The organism is Nocardiopsis sp. iso_237, from assembly GCF_056173345.1.
The window spans coordinates 470,212-486,372 of record NZ_CM149669.1; the positions used below are offsets into that span (position 1 = coordinate 470,212).

The following is a 16,161-nucleotide window of genomic DNA, read 5'->3' on the forward strand; positions in this document are numbered from 1 at the left end:
CTCCCGGCGCGCTCCTGGGTCCCTCCGGTGAGGGGACCGTACCAGCAGAGCGGGCGGGGGAGGCCGCCCCCTCCGGGGATGGCAGACTGGTGCGTCCCACCACGAACCCTTCTGAACAGGCGACATGAGAACGATCAAGCGCGGCGGCGAACACGAGATCGAGATCAGGAAGTCCCGGTTCATCTGCGCCATGGCCAGGGTGGACGGTGAGGACGCCGCCCGCGCGTTCATCGCCGAGCGCCGCAAGGAGCACTGGAGCGCGAACCACAACTGCACCGCCTACGTCCTGGGTGACGACGGCGGGGTCCAGCGGTCCAGCGACGACGGCGAGCCCGCAGGGACCGCCGGGGTGCCCATGCTGGAGGTACTGCGCCACCGTCGGATCACCGACACCGTCGCGGTGGTCACCCGGTACTTCGGTGGGACGAAACTGGGTGCGGGCGGGCTCATCCGCGCCTACGGCAACGCGGTCTCCGCGGCCGTCGAGGAGTTCGGCCTGCTGGAGCGGCGCCAGCTCCTGGTGGTGGACGTGTTCGCCGACTACGTCCTCGGCGGCCGACTGGAGAGCGACCTGCGGGACTCCTCGCTCACCGTCCGGGAGGTCGCCTACGAGGACCGGGTCCGGATCGAGGTGGCGCTGCCCGAGGCCGAGCTGCCCGGATTCGAGGTCCGCCTCGCGGAGCTGACCGGAGGCCGGGGCGAGTTCGAGGTGAGGGGTGTCACCACCATCGAGGTGGAGCCCGAAACCGGTCCCTGAACCCGGGAACGGCGCGCTCACAGGCCCGTAACGAGTGGTCGACACCGTGTATCCACCTGGCCGCCCCCCGGCTTAGGATTTGCCGTAAACGTCATCGTTTCGTGGGGAGATACCGTCAATGCGCAGCTCACGGGTGCTTCAGGCGCTGACCTGTGGCCTTGCGGCGCTGCTGGTCGCGGGGTGCACCGGTGAGCCGGAGCCGCCCGCCCCCGCGCCGGAGGAGGAGCCCCCTCCGATCCCCACGGAGTTCGAGGGAGAGGTGCCCCCCGGCATCGAGGGCGAGGTCCTGCGCCACCTGCACGGTGAGGACGTGGACTCCCACGAGATCCTCGACGACCCCCTGGGCGTCCGGATCAGCCCGGTCGGCGGCGCCTTCCTGATCAGCTCCGGCGGTGAGGACCGCCACCTGCTCCAGGACGCCGCGACCGGCGACACCCTCTGGGAGGGCGAGGCGCGCTTCCGGGGGTTCGACACCGACACCGGGGGCGAGACCGTCCTGCTCATGACCGACGCGGACGACACCCCCTTCGTCCTGGACGCCGAGGGGCGGCGGCTCTGGGAACCGGCGGAGGAGGGCGACCTCTACCTGGACGGCGTCGCGGTGCGCCGCCCGGCCGAGTGGAGCGCGGAGGAGCCGCACGGCGACTTCTCGGTGCTGGACGCCGAGGGTGAGGAGCTGTGGTCCTACTCCTTCGAGCCCGAGTCCGAGCCCGAGCCCGAGTCCGAGTCCGAGGACGCCGAGGCGGACGAGGACACTGACGAGGAGACCGCGCCGGAGGCGGAGACCGAGGCCAGCGCGGACGACCCCGAGCGCCTGGGCGTCCCGGTGGCCGCCTGGGACGACACCGTCCTGCTGGACTCCGGGGACTCCGTCCTGCGCGCCCACTCGCTCGACCCCGACGACGCTGGCGAACTCCTGTGGTCGGTGGCCGCCAGCGACGAGGAGCTGGGGCTGCCCGCCACCGCGCCGGTCCCCCTCCCGCAGATCCTCGGTGTGTTCCCCGCACCGGAGCCCGAGGAGCCTGAGGAACCCGGGGATGGCGAGGAGGACGAGGACGTCCCGGCGACGATCCTGCTGCGCTGGGCCCAGCCCGAGGCGCCCTCGGTGCTCTCCGCCCACGACACCGTCGACGGAGAGCCGCTGTGGACCCTGGAGGAGGCGGGCACCAACCCGGTCTCCCGGCACTTCGACGAGGCCGGCGTCCCCGGCCTGCTCCACGACTCCGACACCGGAACCCTCCTGCTCTCGCAGGCCAGCGGTGAGGCCACCATGGTCGCCGTCGACCTGGTCCGGGGCGAGGTCCGCTGGGGTCTGGAGGAGGACGACGGCTCGATCTCCCCGGCCTTCGCCCACGGCGGCCTGGTCTACGGGGACTCACGCTCCAACGAGGACGGCGACCTCCAGCTGGTGCTGGACGCGGAGACCATGGACGTGGTGGGGGACGAGCTCTCCGCCTACGTGGAGGCGGTCACCGACACCGGTCACGCCATCCTCGTCCAGGACCGGCAGCGCTTCGTCGTGGGCCCCGCCCCGGGGGACACCGAGGAGGACGTGGACGCCGAGGAGTCCGGGTCCCCCGCTCCCTCCGACGACGCCAGCTGATCCGATGAGCGACCGGACCCACCTCCCCCGACCCGGCTACGAGCGGAGCGTCGTCACGAACCCGGTGCTGCGGATCGTGGGCATGGTGGTCGGCCCCGCCGTCGGCGTGGTCGGCACGGGCATCCTGATCGTGGACGAGGGGCCGTTCTGGTGGCCCTTCCTCGCGGTGCTGTTCCTCGCCGCCGTCATCGGCGGAACCCTCGTGTACGTCTCCAGCGTCCACATGCGGGTCGCGAGCGGCGTGCTGGAGGTCAACGCGGGCCGTCGCGGCGTCAGGCTCCGGGCCGACGAGATCGGGTACGTCGGCCGGGCCCGCTTCGAGGGGCGTCACGTGTGGCGCCTGAGCAGGTTGAACCTGACCAACGCCCGCGCGGGCGAGGGCGTCGAGATCGTCGGCCGGGACGGCCGGTACGTCACGGCCCGCACCGACACCCCCGACGAACTCGTCCGGGCGCTGCTCGCGGAGGGCATGGACCCGAACGCCCTCCGCGTCCCCTTCCCCTTCGCGGCCGTCAGCTACGGGCGCGTCCGGGAGATCCGGCGCGAGGAACGCGCCGGGGACCCGGACTGACGCCCGACCCGCTCACTGGCGGCGTTCGGGCATCCGCAGGACCACCCTGAGGCCGAGCGCCCCCGTGTCGAGGGTGCCGTCCTCGTGGGCCTCCCACTGCCAGCGCGCGTGCACCGACTCCCCGGTGCCCACCACGAGGGTGTTCGGGGGGATGTTGCCGAGCACGTGCTCGTCGGACGTCCCCAGCGGTCGCGGTACGACCACCACGAGCGGATGCTCGGCGCTGTGCTCCAGGCTCTGGACGGGGTCCGGAACGGTCAGGTCCGGCAGCGCCGCCGGTACCACCGTGTGCAGCGGCTGGCCCGACTTCAGGACCCGGACCGTCAGCCCCTTGGCGCGGAGCGCGTCGGCGACCACGCGCACCGCGTCGGCGGCGACCGTCCGATCGCCGTCCACCGCCAGCAGGCCGCGGACCCGGGTGAGGTCGACGTGGACGAGCGCGTCCCCGTCCTCCAGGGGGCCCAGGCACGCCAGGACCCCGTTGACCACGGGCCGGACCATCGTGTGGGTGGACGCGGCGAAGTTGAGCGGGCCCGAGGCCCCCGAACCGCGCGCGTAGCGCCACGTGGTGGTGTCCACGACCCGCCACGAGGTCGCGGGGGGCGTCGCCCCGGCGGGGACGATCGCGGTCGTCTCCCCGGGCGTGGTCAGGATCGCCACGGGCCTGGCAGGGATCTCGGCGGGGGCTCCGAGGAGGTCGGCGTGGGCGCCCCCCGCACGGTGGACCGCGTCGGGATCCGCCGTGACGAGCTCGGTCGCGGCCCGGCGGCGACGCGTCGCGGCGGCGATCCGCGCGGACCGGGGCTTGCGGGGCCTGCGCCAGGGGAGCGCGGCGATCTTCCGGAACGGCCAGGCGATGGCCCGGCCGATCGGCTGCCAGAACAGGGTCAGCAGGGTCAGCAGGACCAGTCCGGCCGCACCGGCCGCGAGGAGGCGCGGGTCGATCTTGGGCTTGTCGTTCTGCGGGGTGACGTCGGTGACCTCGCCCTCCTGCGCCGACGGCTCCTCCTCGGGCGGCGGGGTGTAGGCGGGGGGAGCCGGGTGCGGGCTCGGCGGGGCCACCCCCTGGGCGTTGGCCTGGTCGACCGCGACCACGCACAGGGGGTCGCGGCCCTCGTAGACACCGTCGCCGCCGGAGTCGAAGGGGACCACCAGCCGCCAGTCCGTCTGGACCGCACGGTCCTCACCCAGGGCCTGACCGTCCGCCTGGGTGCGGCCCGCGTTGAGTTCGTGGATCTCGTCGGCGCGTTCGGCGTCGTCCAGGATGAGGTCGGCGATGGCCTCCAGCCCGGGGGAGCCCTCCGGGACCACGTAGTAGTAGACCTGCGGGCACATGTCGTAGGTGCCCGTGGTGTCCGCTCCGGCAGGGGTCGCGCCCAGCGCGGACAGAAGAGCCGCCAGCAGGGAGCTGCCGACGGCGAGGGTGGTGGCGGTGCGGACCGTCCGCGTCGCCGCCGACCGTGCTTCGAGGGGTCGTGCCGCCGCTGTCAGGTTCACTCGCTCTCTCCCGTTGCTGTCTCTACTGGTGGGTCGCCCGGAGGAGATGATGCGGAAAGTCTTCTTCCGGTTCACGGGAACTCGGAGGGCTTTCGGCGCATCTGTTAACTCATGAGGGTGGGAGTCTATGATGTCGGACTCGCGCGGTGCCCGATGCCCCCGAGGCCCGCGAAGCCCCCCGACTGTTCGTGCCGCGCCCCTGTGGGCGGAACACGACGGTGCCCTGTCGGACCTGGAAGGCGAGTACTGCGGACGTGGCCAAAGAACCTCGTGACTACCTCCGGTGGGATCTGCTCGACCGCTCCGAGGATCCCGTCCCGTGGGACACGGACGACGTCATCGGCCTGAGCAGGTTCTACGAGAAGCTGTCCGACGCGGCGAAGGACGCCGCCGCCGACATGCGGCGCCTCGATGGCGACGAGCTGGGGGAGGGCGACACGGTCGCCGCGCTCAAGGAGCTCGTCAAGGAACTGCCCAAGCACCTGGACAAGGCGCAGGACGCCTACGAGAAGGGCTACAAGGCCCTCGACCGGTGGCAGACCTCCCTCGGCGCCGCGCGGCTGGACAGCGCGTCGATCGCCCGCCAGGCCGCCACGGCCCACGACGCCCTGAAGGACTCCGAGGCCTGGAAGGAGAAGGTCGACGGCGACGACCCCGCCCGGGACGCCTTCATCACCAGGCTCACCAGCGTCCTCAACGACATGGACGAGGCCGCCCGCGAGTGCGCCGACGCCCTGGAGGAGGCCAAACAGGGCAGCCCGCGCAAGCTCTGGGGCTGGCTGGACAAGATCGTCACGTGGGTCGAGGAGAACCCGCTGCTGTACGCGGTGGCCATGGTCGTCGCGGGCCTGGCGGCCATCTTCATCCCCGGCCTGGGCATCGCCCTCGCCCTGACCGTCCTCGCGATCAGCGCCGCCTCGCTGCACAAGGAGGGCAAGCTCGGCTTCAACCGGGAGTCGCTGTTCACCCTGGGCATGGACGCGATCTCCCTGGTCCCCGGCGGCGCTCTGCTGCGCGGTGGACGCGCGGTCGGCAGGGCCGCCGGCGCGACGGCCACCCGCATGGGGGGACAGCGTGTGGCGGGCGGTGTGCGCGGGGCGGCCTCCTCGGTCCGCAACGGCGCCAGCCGTTCGGTACCCGTCCCGCTGAAGCGGGTGGCCAGATCTACGGCCGACGGTGTGAGCCGGGCTGCCAACACCACGGGCGGGAAGATCGCGACCACCATCGTCAAGGACAGCGCGGCCAGCATGGCCTCGTCGGTCACGGTCCAGGTCGCGGGTGAGGGCAAGAGCTTCAGCGACCTCAACATGGCCAACGAGGCGCTGACGGCCTTCGGCACCAGCGCCGCCGGTTCCACGGTCGGTGTGCTCAAGGACAACGGTTCGCTGCCCGGCTTCGGCGGCGGCTCCGACAACGGCGGTTCCGGTGGCGGAGGGAGCGACCCGGCGCCGGATCTCAGCGGCGTCGACGGACCGGACCCGGACCTGGCACCCGCTTCCGGCGGGGCGGACGGCGACGGCGGTGGCGGTGAGGGTGGCCGGAACCCGGCGGGAGGCCAGGACGGCGGTCCCGCCACGGGCGAGGGCCGCCCCGGTGACCTGTCGCCCGACATCGGTGACGGACCCCCGGGAGCGGCCGCTTCGACCATCTCCGTGAATGACGGCGGCCCGAGCCCGGCGGGAGGCCAGGACGGCGGTCCCGCCACGGGTGAGGGGCGCTCCGGAGACCCGGCGCCGTCGCACGGTGACGGGCTGCCCGGCGCGGGTGGTCCGGATGTTTCCGCAGCGTCCTCTGCGACTGGTGGGGGCGATCCCTCGCCTCAGTCCGGTGACGGGAACTCAGGCTCAGGCGCCTCGTCCGCCGCTGCGGGTGATGGTGGTTCCGCTGGCCAGACACCGCAGTTCGGTGACGGGCCCTCGGCTGCTGACGCTTCGCCCGCCACCGCGAGCGAGGGCGGGTTCGGTCCCTCACCTCAGCTCGGTGACGGACCCTCGGGCCCGAGTGCGTCGTCCGCCCCTGTGGGTGATGGTGGTTCCGGCAACCTGACGTCGCAGTTCGGTGACGGACCCCCGGGGGCGGCTCCTTCGCCCACATCCATGGGTGACGGTGGTGCGAGTCCGGCGGGAGGCCAGGACGGCGGACCCGCCACGGGTGAGGGGCGCTCCGGTGACCTGACGCCCGAGTTCGGTGACGGGCCGTCCGGCGCGGGCGGTGCGCGGGACTCCGCGACCGACACCGACGGACCTGGCTCGCGTGACTCCGGAGAGAGCCAGGGCGGGCGAGGCCCGAGTAGTGAACCCAGGGAGGACTTCGCGCCGGTCACCCGGTCCGGGGGCGGCACCAACACGCCTCAGCCGCCCGCTTCCCCCCGGACTCGGATCGGTGAGCCGGGCGACGTGGACGTCTCGCCCGGGAACCGCGACGGCCAACCCGACGCCGCTCCCCAAGCCGGGGCACGCGCCGACGCGCGTTCCGAGTCTCGGTCGGACGGTGGCGACCCGAACCCCGCGCACCGCGCCGAGCAGGCCCCGAACACGCCAGAGCGGGGGACCCCGGGGCAGATCTCCGGCGAGTCCGCGCCTGCTCGGCACGGCGAGGGCACGCGGGCCTCCGACGCCCCGCGTGGCGATCGCTCCGGTGCCTCCACCCAGGACGGTTCGACCGTCACCCACACGCGCACCACCGGCCAGGGGGAGTTCACCACCTCGCGTGGACCGGACGGGGAGCAGAACACCGCCTACCGCTATCCGGCCACCCGCGAGGGCGGCTCCGACTTCACCATGAACGTGACCCGTGACGGGGCCGAGGTCAACGGCACGGGCGTGCGGAGCACGGAGCGGGGCTTCGAGGTCTCCGCCGCCGACGGTTCGTCCGTTCGCACCCAGCGGGACGGCACGATCCGCACGGGCGACCTGGAGGTGACCGGTCCCGGAGGCAGGGGCCGTGCCTCCTACCGCGACGGTGAGCTGACGGTGTCCACGAGCGACGGTGACGTCTCCGTCTCCCGGGACCCGAACGGCAGCGAGGTTCGCACCGAGGACGGACTCACCGTACGGCGGGACGCGGACGGCCTGCGGGTCAGCCACACCGGTGACGGCCCCGTCGACCTGAGGACCAACGGCAGCGGTCCCGACGTCACCCGGGCCGCCGTCGACAGCACGGGACGCGCTCCGCGTTCCCACGCGACCGACCCGACCACGGGCAGGAACGCCGAGGTGGGCGTCGACGGTTACCGGGTCGACGTTCCTGGCGGGGCCTCGCACGGCTTCGACCGCGCCGACGGGACGGTCCGCGTCGAATCCGGCGGTGCCCGCGCCGAGGTCAGGCCCGACTCGGCACACCTGTCCCACGCCGACCGCGGCGTCGACTTCGAACTACGCCAGGACGGCACCGGCAGCGTCAGGGGCGGTCCCTCCAGCGCCGAGATCCGCGCGGACGGCGGCATCGACCTCCGGTCGTCCACCCACGGGGAAGGGAACGACGCCACCCTCAGGCAGGTGACCGACGGCCGGGGCGGCACCCGTCCCGTGTTCAGGTCCGGGAACGTCACCGCGGAGCCGGGGCAGGTCGGCTTCGACCACGGTTCCCGGGTCCAGATCGTGGACCACCAGGGAACGAGCGCGATCCACGTGGTCGACGGTGGCCGCCAACGGACCTACAACATGGACGGCACGCCCGTGCTGGGCGAGACCTACCCGAGCCTGCCCCTGGACCCGGCCACCAACACCCCCTCCCTGGTGATCGGTTCCCCGGACGGTCGCACGCTCACCAGCGTGACGATCGAACCGGGGCGTGGCGGTGACGGGCCGGGAGCGGCCCCCGCGTTGCGCGTCGACAACCCCTACGGCTGGTCGGTGCGCACCTCCGGAGACGGGGACGTGAGCGTGGCGGCGCCCGGGGGAAGGGAGAACTCCCTGGAAGTGACGCGTCGAGGCGACGGTTCCGTGGCGGTGAACACCAGGGACGGGAGCCACCGGGCCGACAACGGTGGTGGACGGCTCAGCGTCTCCGGGCCCGAAGGGCTCAGGGGCGACACCGACGGAGACCGGGTACGGGTGTCCGACGGAGAGGCGACCACGACCGCGCGTACGGACGAAGGCGGTGCCATCCCGGGCGAGAGGGTGGCCGAGACCAGGAGCGACAGCGAACACCGCCCGCCCTTCGGGGAGAGCTCCACGCACGAGTCCTCCGTCTCCACGAGTGAGGGGACGAGCGTCTGGGCCGGGCGCGACGGGATCCACACGACGATGGGCCCGGGCCGGGAACCCGGCACCGTGAACTCCGGCGACCGGACCGTGGACGTCACGTCCGACGGCCTGAGCGCGCGGGGCACCGGTCGCGACTCCGACGCGTGGGAGGTGTCGACGAGCCCCGACGGGACGCGCGGCAGCAACGGTGCCCAGAGCATCGACGTCACCGCCCGGCCCGAGGGAGGCGGAGCGCGCAGTCCCCTGTACCGGGGCAACGGGGGGCTCCGGTGGCAGAACCCGATCACCTCGCCCGACCAGATCAGGTTCGAGACCGGCGGGGACGTCGCGGGCGGCCGGTCGGCCTCCGGGCGGACCGAGGTCGTCGACGGAGCCAACGGGACCACGTTCAGGGACGCCAGGGGAGGGGTGCGGGTCGACGCGAGCGGTGGTGGGCCCGACCTGCGGGTCACCGAGGGCCACGTGCGGATCAACGCACCGGACGGCACCCAGCACCGGGTGGACATCCCGACCCGGCCCGACACCGCCGACCCCGTCCGGGACGGAGCGGGCACCGACCCCGCGCGAGGGGACGACGGCGCCCCCTCGCCGAGCCGTGACGACGACGGCGCCACTCCTGAGGGCGACCGTTCGGCAGACACCCCACGTGGGTCCCGGCGTTCGGACTCCGATCCGGTCACCACGCTCAGGGACACACGGGCCGCCGGTGTCCAGGCGATCCCCTTCGAGATGTTCAAGAACATCCTCAACGTGGTCGCCGGAACGGGTTTCGACTTCCTCCGACACTTCGGGGCCGAGGCGCTGGGGCAGGACTGGCTCTCCGAAGGCATCGCGTTCGGTCCGGACGGCCTGCCCAACCCCAGCTACGTGGTGCAGTCCTTCATGCAGCTCGGCACGGCGATCCCCAAGGCGGCGGCCGAGGGCAGGTACGGGGGCGCCGACGGCCTGCCCAACCTCCCGCTGGAGTTGGGGCACCAGGCGATGCGCAACAACCTCCGCGACGCGTACCTGGACGAGTACCACGAGGACTTCCGCGCGGAGGAGGCGAGGGCCCTGGAGGAGAAGGAGGTCCAGGAGCGTATCGACGCGCTCGACGCGCTGCTCGACGAGAAGAACCTCAAGAAGTACGAGGAGAGCAGGGACACCGCCCCCTCCGACGACGAGACGGGTGCGGAAGTCAAGGAACGGGCGCGGGTGGACCGCTTCCTCGAGGACGCCAAGGAGGAGAGGGAGAGGCTCAGGGGCGAGCTCAAGAAGCTTCGGAACGGCGACCCCGAGGACGAGAAGTAGCAGGACCAGGGCTGACACCGCACGGCCGGACACCGTACGAACCAGGAAGGGGAGACAGATGGCAAGGATCGTCCGGATCGACATGGACGCGCTCAAGCAGATGGAGTCGTCGCTGATCAGGATTCAGAACGCCTTTACGGACAGCGAGAACGACTCGTACCAGAGCCCGGAGGACCGGGCGGAGGACATCGGCCCCGGCAACCTGGTCGACAAGGCCAAGGACTACGGCAAGGACTGCAAGAAGAACTACGAGCGCCAGGCCGAGGACCTGGGCGCCCTGACCCAGGCGATCGGTCCGGTCATCGAGACCTTCGAGGAGGCGGACGAGGAGCTGGGCAAGAGCCTGACCGACAAGAAGAAGGGCGACCAGCCGCCGGCCGGGCCGCCCAACCAGGCCGCCGTCTAGCCGCCTGACCGCACAGAGCCGCACCCGGCCGCACGAGGAGGACCACCGCCATGCCCTACCTGTTCGAGGAGGACGTCCCGCAGCGGGACCTCCTGTTCGACTACGCGCTTCCGGAAGGCTGGAAGCAGTACGACCTGTCCGGCGACGCGCTCGCGGAGATGCGGGCCAAGGTCCTGGAGGAGTACGGGAACCGGCCGGAGGAGGCGGAGGCGCTCAACGAGCTGATCGCCGACATGGCCAGGGTCACCGACGAGGCGACCGGGTCCGGGCTGATCTCGGCCTCCGGGACCTTCGAGGAGTACGACGACGGGTTCTTCATGGCGACCGTCTGCGTGTTCGCCTTCCCGGCGGGCCGGGGCGAGCACACCATCGACCCCCTGCGCCTGGTCGACTACGTCTACCAGGACTCCGCCACCGCCCGCGAGGGCACCTGGCTGAAGAAGACCGTCGTCGACCTGACCGAGTCCGGCCTGGGCCAGTGCGGCCGTATCCAGGGCGTCACGGACTACGACACCGACGAGGCGATCCTGCGCACGGTGGCCATGCACACGGCACTGGAGTACCCGGGTCTGGACAAGCGCATCCTGGTCAGCTGCACCAGCCCCAACTCCCGGGAGGTCGACGAGGTCCTGGACCTCTTCGACGCGATCACCGCGTCGGCGCGGTTCTGGGAGCGCGACGTCCCCGCCGACGAGGGGGACTGAGCCCCCGCCGAACGGTGCGGGACCGGTGGCACCAGGGGTGAACCATCACCCCTGAGTAGGTATCAGCCACAATGATCACAGAAGGGCTCTCGGCCCCTCGGCCCGGCGCGGTCGCCCCGAGAGCACACACACGAGGAGACACACATGCCCGCGTACAACGTCGACAGTGACAAGACCGAGGAGACCTCGGGCTCCCTCACCCAGGAGTTCAACGAGTTCACCGAGCGCCTCCAGTCCATCAAGAACAAGGTCGACGCGCTGATCTCGGACGGCTACAGCACCCCTGCGGCGGAGAAGCACTTCCGTCCGTTCTTCGAGGACTTCAACAGCGGCTTCGAGGACGTCAACAAGGGCCTCGACGGCATCGCCAAGTACCTCAAGCAGGTCGGCACCACCTTCAGCGAGACCGACGAGAAGCTGGGCGAGGGCCTCAAGGGCTGACGGCCCCGCGCCGCCCCCGAACCACGCGCTCCTCGCGGGCACCCGCCCCGAACCGAGCCGCCCCGCCCCGAACGCCCGCGCCGGACCCCTCCCTCCCCCTCACGGCTCCCGCGCGGGCGCGGGGCGGACGCGCGGCTCCCACCGACCACAGCGTCGACCAACGCGACCCGCCCCCGAGGGCAGAGACCCGGAAGCAGTCCTCACCGTGCGCCTTCTCTTCACCGCGACCCCAGCCACCGGCCCGTCCGTGGACGGGCCGAACGGCTCCGGCCCCGTCGCCTCCTCGCCCCTGCGTCTGGACATGCTCGTCGACGCCGACCCCAGCGCCACCGTGCGCCAGCTCACCGAGGTCGTGGACCCGGTGGTCCGCACGGTGCCGCGCGTCAACGGCCAGGAGGTCCCGCTCTACGTCGGTGACCGGCGGGTCGATCCGTCCGTGTCCCTCGCGGACGCGGGAATCCTGGACGGGTCGGTCATCGGTGTGGGCGGTCCCGCCGAGGTCAAGGCGGAGCCCCCCGGCGTGGTGGAGGTCCGGGTGGTCTCCGGCCCCGACGCGGGGCGGGTCGTCCGGCTCGACCCGGGCGACTACGTCGTCGGTGACCACGAGAGCGCGGTGCTCGTCGTGGACGCCGACGGCCACTGGGCGCGGATCCGCGTGTCCCCCGACGGCACCGTCACCATCCGGGCCACCAGCACCGGTCAGGGCGCGTACCTGGAGCGCGACGAGGTCGCCCCGGACACCGCGTGGCCGCAGGGGGAGCAGCTCACCCTGGGCGGCACCCTCTTCGAGGCGTGGCCCAACCACCGGCCCGACGCCTCCGTCGTCACCTCCGAGGACGGCACCGGCCTGGACTACAACCGTCCGCCCCGGCTGCACCCCGCGCCCACCAAGACCAAGTTCAAGCTGCCCAGCCCACCCGAGCCGCCGGACCGGCCGATCGCCCAGCTGCTCATGATGATCCTCATGCCGATCACCATGGCGGTCGGCGGCGCGCTCATCATGAACCGCCCGCAGATGCTCCTCATCGGCCTGCTGGCGCCGGTCTCCGTGCTGTTCATGCAGCTGATGCAGCGCAAGACCACCAAGGCCCGCTACGAGAAGCAGCTCCTGGAGTTCGAGGAGAAGACGGAGCGGGTCACCAAGGACGCCCGCGACGCCCTGGTCCTGGCGCAGCGCCGCCTCCGCGACACCTGCCCCGACCCCGCCGCCGTCCTGCTGCTGTCCACCGGGCCGCGCTCCCGGCTGTGGGAGCGCCGCAAGATCGACGAGGACTTCACCCAGCTGCGCGTGGGCACCGGCAGCATCCCCTCCGAGGTCGTCCTCATGGACCCCACCAAGGACGACCACCGCAAGGAGGTCACCTGGGACATGCGGGACGTGCCGGTGAGCGTGTCGGTCAAGGACAACGGGGTCGTGGGTGTGGCCGGGACCGGCGAGGGCGCACACGCCCTGGAGCGCTGGCTGGTCGCCCAGCTCGTCGCCCTGCACAGCCCCGCCGAACTCCAGCTCTACCTGCTGTCCATGGAGGGCGACCACACCCGCTGGCGGTGGACCCGCTACGTCCCGCACCTGCGCGGCGACCTGCCCCAGCTCTCGCTGGGCCGGATCGGGATCGACGCCACCACGTGCGCCCGCCGCGTCTCCGAGCTGCTGATGATCCTGGAGGCCAGGGCCCAGGCCGCGCGCGGAGCCGTCGACGACGAGCCCGCGATCGTGGTCGTCCTCGACGGCGCCCGCCGGATCCGCTCGCTGCCCGGGGTCGTGCAGCTGCTGCGCGAGGGCCCCGACGTGGGCATCTACGTCGTGTGCCTGGACGCCGAGGAGCGGCTGCTGCCCGAGGAGTGCCGGGCGGTCGTCAGCATCACCCCGCACGGGATGCGCCTGCGCCGGACCTCCTTCGACAACGTCGAGGACGTGCGCGCCGACGTTCCCTCCGCCGCCTGGGCGGACCGGCTCGGACGGGCCCTGGCGCCCCTGCGCGACAGCAGCGTCGGGGAGTCCGGCGGTTCCCTGCCGCGCAGCGCGCGCCTGCTCGACGTGATCGGCCTGGAGCCGCCCAACGGCGACGCCATCGCCGCCCACTGGGCGGGCGGCGGCCGCAGCACGGTCGCCACCCTCGGTGTCGGCCTGGACGGCGCCTTCGCCGTCGACATCCGGCGGGACGGCCCCCACGCGCTCATCGCGGGCACCACCGGTTCCGGAAAGTCCGAACTCCTCCAGACGCTGGTGGCGTCGCTGGCGGCGGTGAACCGCCCCGAGTCGATGTCGTTCGTACTGGTCGACTACAAGGGCGGCAGCGCGTTCAAGGACTGCGTGGACCTGCCGCACACCGTCGGCATGGTCACCGACCTGGACACCCACCTGGTGGGGCGCGCCCTGGTCTCGCTCGGCGCCGAGCTGCACCGCCGCGAGCACATCCTGGCGAAGGCCGGGGCGAAGGACATCGAGGACTACCTCGAACTCCTGGACCGCGACCCGCGCATGCCGCAGATGCCCCGGCTGATGCTGGTCATCGACGAGTTCGCGTCCATGGCGCGCGAGCTCCCGGACTTCGTCAAGGGCCTGGTCAACATCGCCCAGCGCGGCCGCTCCCTCGGCATCCACCTGGTGCTGGCCACCCAGCGCCCCGGCGGAGTGGTCACCAACGACATCCGCGCCAACACCAACCTGCGGATCGCGCTGCGGATGACCGACGAGACGGAGAGCCGCGACGTCATCGACGCCGCGGAGTCGGCCCACATCGGGATCGACACCCCCGGCCGCGCCTACGCCCGGCTCGGTCACGCGTCGCTGCTGCCGTTCCAGTCGGGCCGGGTCGGCGGTCGACGGATCGTGGCCGTCGAGAACGCCTCCGCCCCCGTCGCCCACCCGGTGAAGTGGTCCGACCTGGCGCTTCCCGCTCCGATCGCCGCCAAGGAGAGCCAACAGAGCGGCGACGTGGAGGCCACCGACCTCACGGCGCTGGTCGCGGCCGTGCGCGAGGCCACCGAGCGGGTCGGCGCGCGGCGGCAGCCCAGCCCCTGGTTGGAGGCGCTGCCCACGTCGCTGACCCTGTCGACGCTCCTGCGGGGGCGGCCCCCGCAGCCCGAGGCCGGGGCGGTGCGCCCTGTTCCGCTCGGGCTCATCGACGTCCCGGCGCAGCAGCGCCAGATGCCGTACACGTTCGACCTGGCCAGGACCGGACACCTGCACGTCATGGGGTCGGGCCGGACCGGCCGCTCCCAGACGCTGCGCACCCTCGCCGCCTCGCTCGCCCTGGGCCACCACCCCGACGACGTGCACATGTACGGCCTGGACTGCGGCAACGGAGCCCTGCTGCCGATGGAGCGGCTGCCGCACTGCGGGGCGGTCGCCCAGCGCACCCAGGGCGACCGCGTCGTGCGCCTGCTGGGGCTGCTCGGGGAGGAGCTGGACCGCAGGCAGAAGCTGCTCGCCGCGCACGGCTGCGCCGACCTGGAGGAGCTCCGGGCCAAGCTGCCGGCCCAGGAGCGACCGGCCCACATCGTGCTCTTCATCGACCGGCTCGACGCCTTCGAGCAGGCCTTCGGGGAGTACAACTACGGGGCGCTGGTCGAGGACGTCACCACCCTGATGCGGGACGGCGCGGGCGTGGGCGTGCACGTGGTCGCCACCGGCGACCGCCTGCTGACGCGCACGAAGTACTCCTCCACCACGGAGGACCTGCTGGTCCTGCGCTGCAACGACAGCGGGGACTACAGTTCGGCCGGGCTCCAGGCCCGGGCGCTGCCGGAGGAGGTCCCGGACGGCCGGGCCTTCCGCGCGGGCGACGCGCTGGAGGTCCAGATCGCGCTCCTGACGAAGAACCCGCAGGGCGCCGCCCAGGGCGCCGAGCTCGCACGCATCGCGGAGTTCGTCTCCAAGCGCCAGGGTCCCGGCGGCGGACCGAGGCCGTTCCGCGTCGACGTCCTGCCGGACCGCCTGAGCTACGCGGACATGGCCCGCTACCGCACCCAGCGGCCCCGTCCGCTGCACGCCCTGATCGGGGTCGGCGGAAACGAGCTCACCGCCGTCACCGCCGACCTGTCGCGGATCCCGACCTTCCTCGTGAGCGGCCCTCCCCAGTCCGGTCGGTCCAGCATGCTCACGACCATGGCCGCGTCGCTGCTGGAGGGAGGGACGGAGCTGCTGCTGGTCACGCCGCGCGGTTCACGCCTGGCCGATCTGCGGAACGAGCGCGGGGTGCGGGCCGTCATCGACGCCGCCGAACCGAGGCTCTCGCAGCTGCACGACGCGCTCGGGCGCTTCGAGGCGGACACGGCGGTCGTGGTGATCGACGACGCCGAGCTGCTGCTCCAGAGCGACCTCGGCAAGGAGTTCACGCGGATCGCGCGCGGCATGGTGGGCGCGGGATGGGGCATCGTCGCGGCGGGCACCAACGAGGCGCTCCAGGGCGGCTTCAACGGTTGGCACGTCCACCTCAAGCGCAACCGCATCGGTGCGCTGCTGTCCCCGCAGAGCCAGGCCGACGGCGAGGTCCTGGGGCTGCGGCTGCCCAAGGGCGTGTCCAGCCCGAGGCTCACCCCGGGGACCGCCTACCTGCACCTGGGTGACGGCAGGGTCCAGCAGGTGAGGGTGCCCATGCCGTGACCGCCGGAGCCGGGGGGCGAAGGTACCTTGTGCGCGAGGTTAAAGGCGCTAGGATCCATTTACTCCCCTTGATCC

General features: G+C 72.5%; 9 protein-coding genes. 8 read left to right on the top strand and 1 reads right to left on the bottom strand.

The annotated features are described in order from the left end of the window. Positions 1 to 124: 124 nt before the first annotated feature. The 3 genes from AC0VYM_RS02315 to AC0VYM_RS02325 all read left to right on the top strand — a co-directional run bounded on the left by AC0VYM_RS02315 (position 125) and on the right by AC0VYM_RS02325 (position 2,931). Positions 125 to 757 (top strand): YigZ family protein, encoded by a 633-nt coding sequence (locus AC0VYM_RS02315; RefSeq protein ID WP_475458412.1) that lies wholly within the window; start codon positions 125 to 127, stop codon positions 755 to 757. Between the two features lie 118 nt (positions 758 to 875). Then, on the top strand, positions 876 to 2,360 hold the full coding sequence (locus tag AC0VYM_RS02320) for an outer membrane protein assembly factor BamB family protein (protein ID WP_475458415.1): 1,485 nt from the start codon (positions 876 to 878) through the stop codon (positions 2,358 to 2,360). A 4-nt stretch (positions 2,361 to 2,364) separates the two neighbouring features. Beyond that, positions 2,365 to 2,931, top strand: coding sequence for a hypothetical protein (locus AC0VYM_RS02325; RefSeq protein ID WP_475458417.1), 567 nt, complete (start codon positions 2,365 to 2,367; stop codon positions 2,929 to 2,931). A gap of 12 nt (positions 2,932 to 2,943) precedes the next feature. Here the strand turns inward: AC0VYM_RS02325 and AC0VYM_RS02330 are convergent, their stop codons facing one another. After that, positions 2,944 to 4,428 (bottom strand): hypothetical protein, encoded by a 1,485-nt coding sequence (locus AC0VYM_RS02330; protein WP_475458418.1) that lies wholly within the window; start codon positions 4,426 to 4,428, stop codon positions 2,944 to 2,946. 254 nt (positions 4,429 to 4,682) lie between these two features. Between AC0VYM_RS02330 and AC0VYM_RS02335 the strand changes: the two genes are divergently transcribed. The 5 genes from AC0VYM_RS02335 (at position 4,683) to AC0VYM_RS02355 (ending at position 16,086) form a co-directional block, all read left to right on the top strand. Then, positions 4,683 to 9,926, top strand: coding sequence for a hypothetical protein (locus AC0VYM_RS02335; RefSeq protein ID WP_475458420.1), 5,244 nt, complete (start codon positions 4,683 to 4,685; stop codon positions 9,924 to 9,926). Positions 9,927 to 9,984: 58 nt separating this feature from the next. Next, entirely contained in the window at positions 9,985 to 10,332 is a 348-nt protein-coding gene (locus AC0VYM_RS02340) for a hypothetical protein (RefSeq protein ID WP_475458422.1), read from the top strand. 50 nt (positions 10,333 to 10,382) lie between these two features. Continuing rightward, positions 10,383 to 11,036 (top strand): hypothetical protein, encoded by a 654-nt coding sequence (locus AC0VYM_RS02345; RefSeq protein WP_475458425.1) that lies wholly within the window; start codon positions 10,383 to 10,385, stop codon positions 11,034 to 11,036. Positions 11,037 to 11,180: 144 nt separating this feature from the next. Then, a complete protein-coding gene (locus AC0VYM_RS02350) occupies positions 11,181 to 11,477 on the top strand; it encodes a WXG100 family type VII secretion target (RefSeq protein WP_378738097.1) in 297 nt (98 codons plus the stop codon). A gap of 205 nt (positions 11,478 to 11,682) precedes the next feature. After that, entirely contained in the window at positions 11,683 to 16,086 is a 4,404-nt protein-coding gene (locus tag AC0VYM_RS02355) for an FtsK/SpoIIIE domain-containing protein (protein WP_475458428.1), read from the top strand. Positions 16,087 to 16,161 lie beyond the last annotated feature (75 nt).

Coding starts and splice junctions, on each gene's coding strand:
- AC0VYM_RS02315 (WP_475458412.1), top strand. CDS start 125: ATGAGAACGATCAAGCGCGGCGGCGAACACGAGATCGAGATCAGGAAG.
- AC0VYM_RS02320 (WP_475458415.1), top strand. CDS start 876: ATGCGCAGCTCACGGGTGCTTCAGGCGCTGACCTGTGGCCTTGCGGCG.
- AC0VYM_RS02325 (WP_475458417.1), top strand. CDS start 2,365: ATGAGCGACCGGACCCACCTCCCCCGACCCGGCTACGAGCGGAGCGTC.
- AC0VYM_RS02340 (WP_475458422.1), top strand. CDS start 9,985: ATGGCAAGGATCGTCCGGATCGACATGGACGCGCTCAAGCAGATGGAG.
- AC0VYM_RS02345 (WP_475458425.1), top strand. CDS start 10,383: ATGCCCTACCTGTTCGAGGAGGACGTCCCGCAGCGGGACCTCCTGTTC.
- AC0VYM_RS02350 (WP_378738097.1), top strand. CDS start 11,181: ATGCCCGCGTACAACGTCGACAGTGACAAGACCGAGGAGACCTCGGGC.